6 protein-coding genes and 1 tRNA gene are annotated in these 6,666 nt (G+C 50.6%); 6 read left to right on the top strand and 1 reads right to left on the bottom strand.

Going from position 1 to position 6,666, the window contains the following annotated elements:
* Positions 1-96: 96 nt before the first annotated feature.
* Positions 97-987: a hypothetical protein gene (locus OEM52_12845; protein MDK9701027.1), complete on the bottom strand. Its 891-nt coding sequence runs from the start codon at positions 985-987 to the stop codon at positions 97-99.
* A gap of 193 nt (positions 988-1,180) precedes the next feature.
* Between OEM52_12845 and gcvPB the strand changes: the two genes are divergently transcribed.
* The 6 genes from gcvPB to OEM52_12815 all read left to right on the top strand — a co-directional run bounded on the left by gcvPB (position 1,181) and on the right by OEM52_12815 (position 6,623).
* Positions 1,181-2,617 carry an aminomethyl-transferring glycine dehydrogenase subunit GcvPB gene (gcvPB, locus tag OEM52_12840; protein ID MDK9701026.1) on the top strand — a complete coding sequence of 479 codons (1,437 nt, stop codon included), beginning with the start codon at positions 1,181-1,183 and terminating at the stop codon, positions 2,615-2,617.
* A gap of 167 nt (positions 2,618-2,784) precedes the next feature.
* Positions 2,785-2,868, top strand: a tRNA-Leu gene (locus OEM52_12835).
* A 173-nt stretch (positions 2,869-3,041) separates the two neighbouring features.
* The gene (gene purM, locus OEM52_12830; protein ID MDK9701025.1) at positions 3,042-4,034 is read left to right on the top strand and encodes a phosphoribosylformylglycinamidine cyclo-ligase; all 993 of its coding nucleotides are present in this window, start codon (positions 3,042-3,044) and stop codon (positions 4,032-4,034) included.
* A gap of 6 nt (positions 4,035-4,040) precedes the next feature.
* Entirely contained in the window at positions 4,041-5,042 is a 1,002-nt protein-coding gene (locus tag OEM52_12825; GenBank protein ID MDK9701024.1) for an NAD(P)-dependent glycerol-3-phosphate dehydrogenase, read from the top strand.
* Positions 5,038-6,348 carry an asparagine--tRNA ligase gene (gene asnS, locus OEM52_12820; GenBank protein MDK9701023.1) on the top strand — a complete coding sequence of 437 codons (1,311 nt, stop codon included), beginning with the start codon at positions 5,038-5,040 and terminating at the stop codon, positions 6,346-6,348. The genes OEM52_12825 and asnS overlap by 5 nt, the downstream gene beginning before the upstream one ends.
* Positions 6,276-6,623 carry an acylphosphatase gene (locus OEM52_12815; protein MDK9701022.1) on the top strand — a complete coding sequence of 116 codons (348 nt, stop codon included), beginning with the start codon at positions 6,276-6,278 and terminating at the stop codon, positions 6,621-6,623. Before asnS ends, OEM52_12815 begins: the two co-directional genes overlap by 73 nt.
* Positions 6,624-6,666: the final 43 nt, after the last annotated feature.

Genomic DNA, 6,666 nt, shown 5'->3' with positions numbered 1-6,666 from the left:
GCCCTTTATCGTTATACTTCAATCCACTCGTTAATACCGATTGGGCGAAACTGCTGATTGGTAGTACAAGCAATATCCCCACCGCGAGAGTAATAACTACCACTGATAAGCGAGACCGCTGTTGACAAACCATGAATCCTCCTCGTGAGCTCGATTGTATTCGATGGTGTTTTCCCAACGAAGCTTCGGTGAAAACTGAATAACAATCATTGTTCTTCCGACCCCTTCCATGCGGTCGATTGTCTCATATTTTAACAAAGTTTCCCGTTCAAACCAGTGCGGGAAATCACCAGCTGAAAGCATGGTCTTCCATTGCCAGTTTTTACCAAACCACTGGTAGGTGAGAACACCACCACCACCGGGTAACTGATGAGTACCAACAGATACAAAACAACCAGCTTGCCATTTACTGTTATCCGGGAGTTGCAGTAAAGATACTTCGACTTGGCCTACTCTGCTATCCCTGCTAAACTCGGTTCGAGTACCCCCAACCACAGCGAATTGTAACCACTTACGAGATTGCAACCCATAACTTGCTTGACCCCAGAACAACGATGTGTGGAGTGTCCCTTGTTCTCCTTTACCAAATCCACCGCCGCCGACCCACCATGCGGTTGCCGGTATGTAACCGGCATATCCGAATCCCCCTTCGCTTTGGGTTCGGTTGTATCTTTTACTTGTGACTCTGGCAACGCGGACTTGACTCCAAAGTGAGTACTCCATTTCCGATATCGCACATCCTAAACCAAATGAACTGTGCCGGTACCTCTGTTCAATTTCTGAATCGTAGATGATTCCTTGCCCACTCGATACCCGAAGAGTAACTCCAAAACTTTCCTTCGCAAGGAAACTACTGACAATCAAAATCAAAGATAAACCGAGTTTACAGTAGCGATTCGAGAAAATGAGAGCAATCCCACTCGTAGAATTCACTACGAGTCGCAGACTCGCTTTCAACTTAGAAAAATTCAGTTTTAAAAATCTCACAAACAAAACAATCCCATACTGCCAGAAAATCAAAAGGAGTCGATTTTGCCGAGCTATTGTAAGCAGGTAACTAACAGATTTTTGCCAACATACATACAGACAGCCGGTCTCGCAACAACATGAGAATTTGTCCGCCTGAAAGTGGAGTCGTATCTTACCAGAATTGATTACATTTTTGTTGTTGGAGAACACAATGCCTGAACCTCTGCTTTTTGAATTATCGAAGCCCGGCAGAACCGGCGTACCGTTACCGGAATTAGACACTCCCGAGCTACCCTCACCAATCCCTTCAACGATGCTTCGCAAGGAGTTCTCGTTTCCTGAAGTAAGTGAAGTCGATGTCGTTCGTCACTACACGAGATTGTCGACGATGAACCATCACCTCGACCGGGATTTTTATCCGCTTGGTTCGTGTACGATGAAGTACAATCCTAAGATCAATGAAGAAATGGCTCGTCTCCCCGGCTTTGCCCAGTCACATCCTCTTCAACCCGATGCCGCTCTGCAAGGTTCGCTCCAACTGATGTGGGAACTCGAACAAGCGTTGCAAGCGGTGACTGGATTTCCAGCGATGACGTTACAACCGACCGCAGGTGCGCAAGGGGAGTTTACCGGTCTGTTGTTAATGCGCGCCTACCACAAGAGCAAGGGTCGCAATCCCAAGAAAATCATTATCCCCGATTCCGCTCACGGCACGAACCCAGCTTCAATCGCCTTGTGCGGATTTGAAGTCCTGCAACTTGCCAGTGGGCCTGATGGTCTCGTCGATGTCGAAACACTGCGCAATGCGGTCGATGAGAACACAGCCGGTTTAATGATTACCAATCCCAATACCTTAGGTCTCTTCGAGACCCACATTGCCGAAATTACCGCCATCATCCACTCAGTAGACGGTTTGGTCTACATGGATGGCGCCAATTTGAATGCGATTGTCGGTATTGCCCGTCCGGCAGATATGGGTTTCGATATCACCCACATCAATTTGCATAAGACCTTCTCGACCCCCCACGGCGGTGGTGGTCCCGGTGCCGGTCCCGTTGGCTGTCGCGCCGATCTCGAACAGTTCCTCCCGGTTCCCCGCATTCGCAAGAATGGCGAAAAATTCTCTCTGGAGTGGAATTGTCCGAACACGATTGGTAAACTACACACCTTCTTTGGCAACTTCGGTGTACTGGTTCGTGCCTTGTCTTACATTCGGAGCAATGGCAAAGACGGACTCACCGAGAACAGCCGCCACGCAGTATTGAATGCAAACTACTTGCGAAAGAAGCTCGATTCCTATTATGCACTACCATACCCCGGTATCTGTATGCATGAAGTAGTGTTTAGTGGAGACAATCAAAAAGCGTTTGGGATTAAAACGCTCGATATCGCTAAACGGTTACTCGACTTCGGCGTTCATGCACCGACGGTTTATTTCCCGCTCATCGTCCATGAAGCGATTATGATCGAACCGACGGAAACTGAGTCGATGCAAACCCTCGACCGCTTTGTTGATATGATGATCCAGATTGCCAAGGAAGCGGAAACGAATCCCGATATCCTTCACGGAGCGCCCCACACAACTCCGGTAGGACGTCTGAACGAAGCACTCGCGGCTCGCAACCTTGACATCTCCTATCCTCTATAATCACGACCAACGAGTACGGGCGAACCTTGTGTTCGCCCAATAACTTGGGTAGGGCAGACCATCGTGTCTGCCCTTACTATTTTCCTTTAGCATCCAAGCAAATCTCCTCTTGCCTTCGCGAGTTTTGCATTCCGCATCAGAAAATTATAAATTACAGCGCTTGAAACGCCGGGGTGGTGGAATTGGTAGACGCAGTGGACTCAAAATCCACCGAGGGCAACCTCATGCCGGTTCGAGTCCGGCCCTCGGCACAACGACCGCCCGTGAGGGCGGTCGTTTCGTTTGTGTAGGGGCGTAAGGCGTACGCCCAAATCTCGGGTAGGGGCGGACTTCCATGTCCGCCCGTTTAAAATTGGAGGTTAGCCAACCCGCCTTGCGGCTCACCGCAGGTAATCTTGGCTGACGTTTTTACGAGGATCACTCAATGGACTACCGCCAAGCCGGTGTCGATGTCAATGCTGCCGAACGACTGGTCGACCGTATCAAAGAGCTGGTCAAGCGTACCCAGCGACCCGGTGTCGTCGGCGGGATTGGTCTGTTTGGCGGACTCTTTGATCTCCAGGCGGCAAATGCCTCCCGGCGATTAGTCGCTTCTACCGATGGCGTTGGTACTAAGACGATTATTGCAAGTTGGGCGAACCGCTTTGATACGATTGGCGAGTGTTTAATCAATCATTGCGTAAATGACATCGCTGTTTTAGGTGCCGAGCCGTTATTTGTGCTCGATACCTTAGCAACCGATCGATTGGTACCCGAACGTGACACCCAAATCCTGGAAGGAATCGTCCGCGGCTGCGAGCGCAACGGAATCGGACTGATTGGCGGAGAAACTGCCGAACTCAAAGACGTCATTATGCCCGGCCAATTTGATTTGGGAGTCACTATCATCGGATATCTCCCGGACGATGTACCGCTGTTAGATGGTTCACGAATTGAGGAAGGCGACGAGCTGTGGGGAATCTCATCGACCGGTCTACATACCAACGGTTACACCTTAGCTCGCAAAGTGTTGTTGGAGCAGGAGCGACTCGCTCCCGATGAGAAAATGCCAAACACGAATGTGACATATTCCGAAGCGTTGTTGGCGATCCATCGCAGTTACCTCCCGGAAATCCGCGCATTGCGTGCATTTCCCGAAGTTCATGGGTTTGCCCATATCACGGGCGGCGGCATCGTTGGTAACACCAAACGGCTCATAAAAAATTCACTTTCGCTCGAAATCAATTGGAATTCGTGGCAGGAACCCCGCATCTTCCAAGAAATTCGCACGCGCGGAAACGTCCCGGAAGAAGCAATGCGACAAGCGATGAATCTGGGAATTGGTTTGGTTGTGATTGCCAAGAAGGACAGTAAGCGACGTTTACAATCGGAGATTCCCGAAGTATTATTCCGAATTGGGAAAGTGATTCGTAGTTAAGAAAAAATGAGTATACGTGTCGGCATTTTAGGCGCTGGTTCGTGGGCGCTCGGATTAGGTAACCTTTGTCATCTCAAAGGGCATCATGTCACACTTTGGGAATTTCGACCGGATGCTTGCCGTGAGTTGGATGAAACGCGGCTTGCGCCAAAACTCTTGCCCGGTTTTTCCATCCCCTCTGAGCTCAGATTTTCCAACTCCCTTGCGGAAACCGTAGCCGATGCCGAGTTGATTCTCATTGTTGTTCCCAGTCATACGATGCGAATAGTCGCCGAGCAATTGGGGCAATGCTCCTTCCATGCCCCCATTGTAAGCGCTACCAAGGGTTTAGAACGGATTACTCATCTTCGGATGACCGAAGTGATAACCAGCGCGATACCTCGCATCCAATCGGACTGTGTCGCGGCATTATCAGGTCCATCCCATGCCGAGGAAGTCGTAAAAGGCTTTCCCACTTCTGTGGTAATTGCCTGTCCCAGCCTTGATAATGCGCATAAAGTGCAACACTGGCTCTCCGGTCCAACTTTTCGGCTATACTCCAGTACCGATATCGTTGGAGTCGAATTGGGCGGCGCACTGAAAAATATCGTCGCATTAGCAGCCGGCGTCTCCGATGGTTTGGGTTTTGGCGATAACACAAAGGGTTTGCTCATGACCCGCGGGTTAGCCGAAATCACCCGTCTCGGATTAGTCATGGGCGGCGATGCCCGTACCTTTGCCGGATTGTCGGGATTAGGCGATTTGATAACAACCTGTATCTCACAACATAGCCGGAACCGTTTTGTCGGACAAGAATTGGGGAAGGGTAGAAAAATCGAGGATATCTTGTCTGGTATGACCATGGTTGCCGAGGGCGTTAACGCCACCACCGCAGCCCTCGAGTTGAGCAAGGCATGCGGTGTAGAGCTCCCCATCGCACAGACGATGTACGATGTGATGTATTCGGGAAAAGACATTAAAATTGCTGCGCGGGATTTAATGACCCGTGCCTTAAAAAAAGAGGATTAGTCTCGTGGTAACAATTGATCGGATCGGCGAGTATGATGGCAAAGAAGCAACCATCGGCGCATGGGTGACCAAACTTCGCTCGTCCGGAAAACTAAAGTTTATTATCCTTCGCGATGGTACCGGCATCATCCAAGCAGTGATGTCAAAGTCTCACGTCGGCGAAGAAATCTTTTCACGCTTCGATAAACTTGCACTCGAAGCTTCGGTAAAAGTCACCGGTACTGTGAAAGCGGAAAGCCGTGCCCCCGGCGGCTACGAAATCTTTCTTTCCGATTTGGAAGTGGTGGGCGAATCCAACGAGTATCCGATTACTCCCAAAGATCCCGGCGAAGAGGATCATGGCGAGGATTTTTTACTCAACCGCCGCCACCTCTGGGTTCGACGACAGGATCAAGTCAACATTCTGAAAGTGCGTCACAGTGTGATTCGCGCGATTCGCGACTATCTCGATACGCGCGACTTCATCTGTTTCGATTCGCCAATCTTCACTCCGAACGCCTGCGAAGGGACGTCGACTCTGTTTACGGTCGATTACTTTGGTGCATCGGCATTTCTATCGCAATCTGGCCAACTCTATCAGGAAGCTGGTGCGATGGCGATGAACCGCGTCTATTGTTTCGGTCCGGCATTCCGGGCAGAGAAATCGAAAACCCGCCGCCACTTGACCGAATTCTGGATGGTCGAGCCGGAAGTCGCTTGGATGGATTTTGAAGGCGTGATGGATTTAATGGAAGACTTTACAGTCGAGGTGGTCGGTCGTGTCATCGAAGAGCGCAAAGAGGAACTAAAACAACTCGGTCGCGACATTTCTCCGTTAGAGAAAGTACAGAAGCCGTTTCCCCGGATTCAGTATTCCGATGCGGTGAAGCAGTTAATCGCATTAGGACAACCGTTTGAAGAAGGCAACGACTTCGGTAGTCCCGACGAAACGCTGCTCACCAAGCAGTACGACCGGCCGATTTTTGTTCACCGCTTTCCACAGGAAGTGAAAGCGTTTTACATGAAACGCGATCCGCTCGATGCCCGCTGGGCGTTAGGCGCCGATCTCCTTGCCCCGGAAGGGTATGGCGAGATTATCGGCGGTGGACAGCGTGAAGACAGTTACGACGTGTTAGTAGAACGAATCAAGCATCACGAGTTACCGATGGAGCCGTTTGAATGGTATCTCGACTTACGAAGGTACGGTTCGGTACCGCACAGTGGTTTCGGAATCGGAGTGGAACGAACGACGACGTGGATTTGCGGAATCCACCACGTCCGCGAGACCATTCCCTTCCCACGGACGATTTATCGGATCAATCCGTGACCAAACGGGTGTGCGTTCATGGCGTTGTGAGTGGACGCGTACAAGGAGTTGGATTTCGTGCGTTTGTTCGGCGGACCGCCGAAGAGTTTGGCGTTTCCGGGTGGGTGAAAAACAACTACAACGGAACCGTCGAATTTGCTGCCGAAGGAACGCGCGAAGTCCTCTTTGGCTTTGTGGAAGCGGTTCGCCGCGGCAACCGCTTCTCCAATGTCCAATCCGTAGAATTCGATTGGGAAGTTGCGAGTAACAAGACCACCTTTGATGTACTCCGCTAATCCAATCGTTGCAACTGACTCACCAATCGAATCCCAAGAACGC

It is taken from the genome of bacterium (assembly GCA_030247525.1).
Taxonomy (GTDB): domain Bacteria; phylum Electryoneota; class JAOADG01; order JAOADG01; family JAOADG01; genus JAOTSC01.
Note: the sequence above shows the minus strand (reverse complement) of the source record. Positions and strands in the feature narration are given on the sequence as shown.

Excerpts from the sequence above, each read along its gene's own strand:
- gcvPB (MDK9701026.1), top strand. The coding sequence starts at position 1,181 with ATGCCTGAACCTCTGCTTTTTGAATTATCGAAGCCCGGCAGAACCGGC.
- purM (MDK9701025.1), top strand. The coding sequence starts at position 3,042 with ATGGACTACCGCCAAGCCGGTGTCGATGTCAATGCTGCCGAACGACTG.
- OEM52_12825 (MDK9701024.1), top strand. The coding sequence starts at position 4,041 with ATGAGTATACGTGTCGGCATTTTAGGCGCTGGTTCGTGGGCGCTCGGA.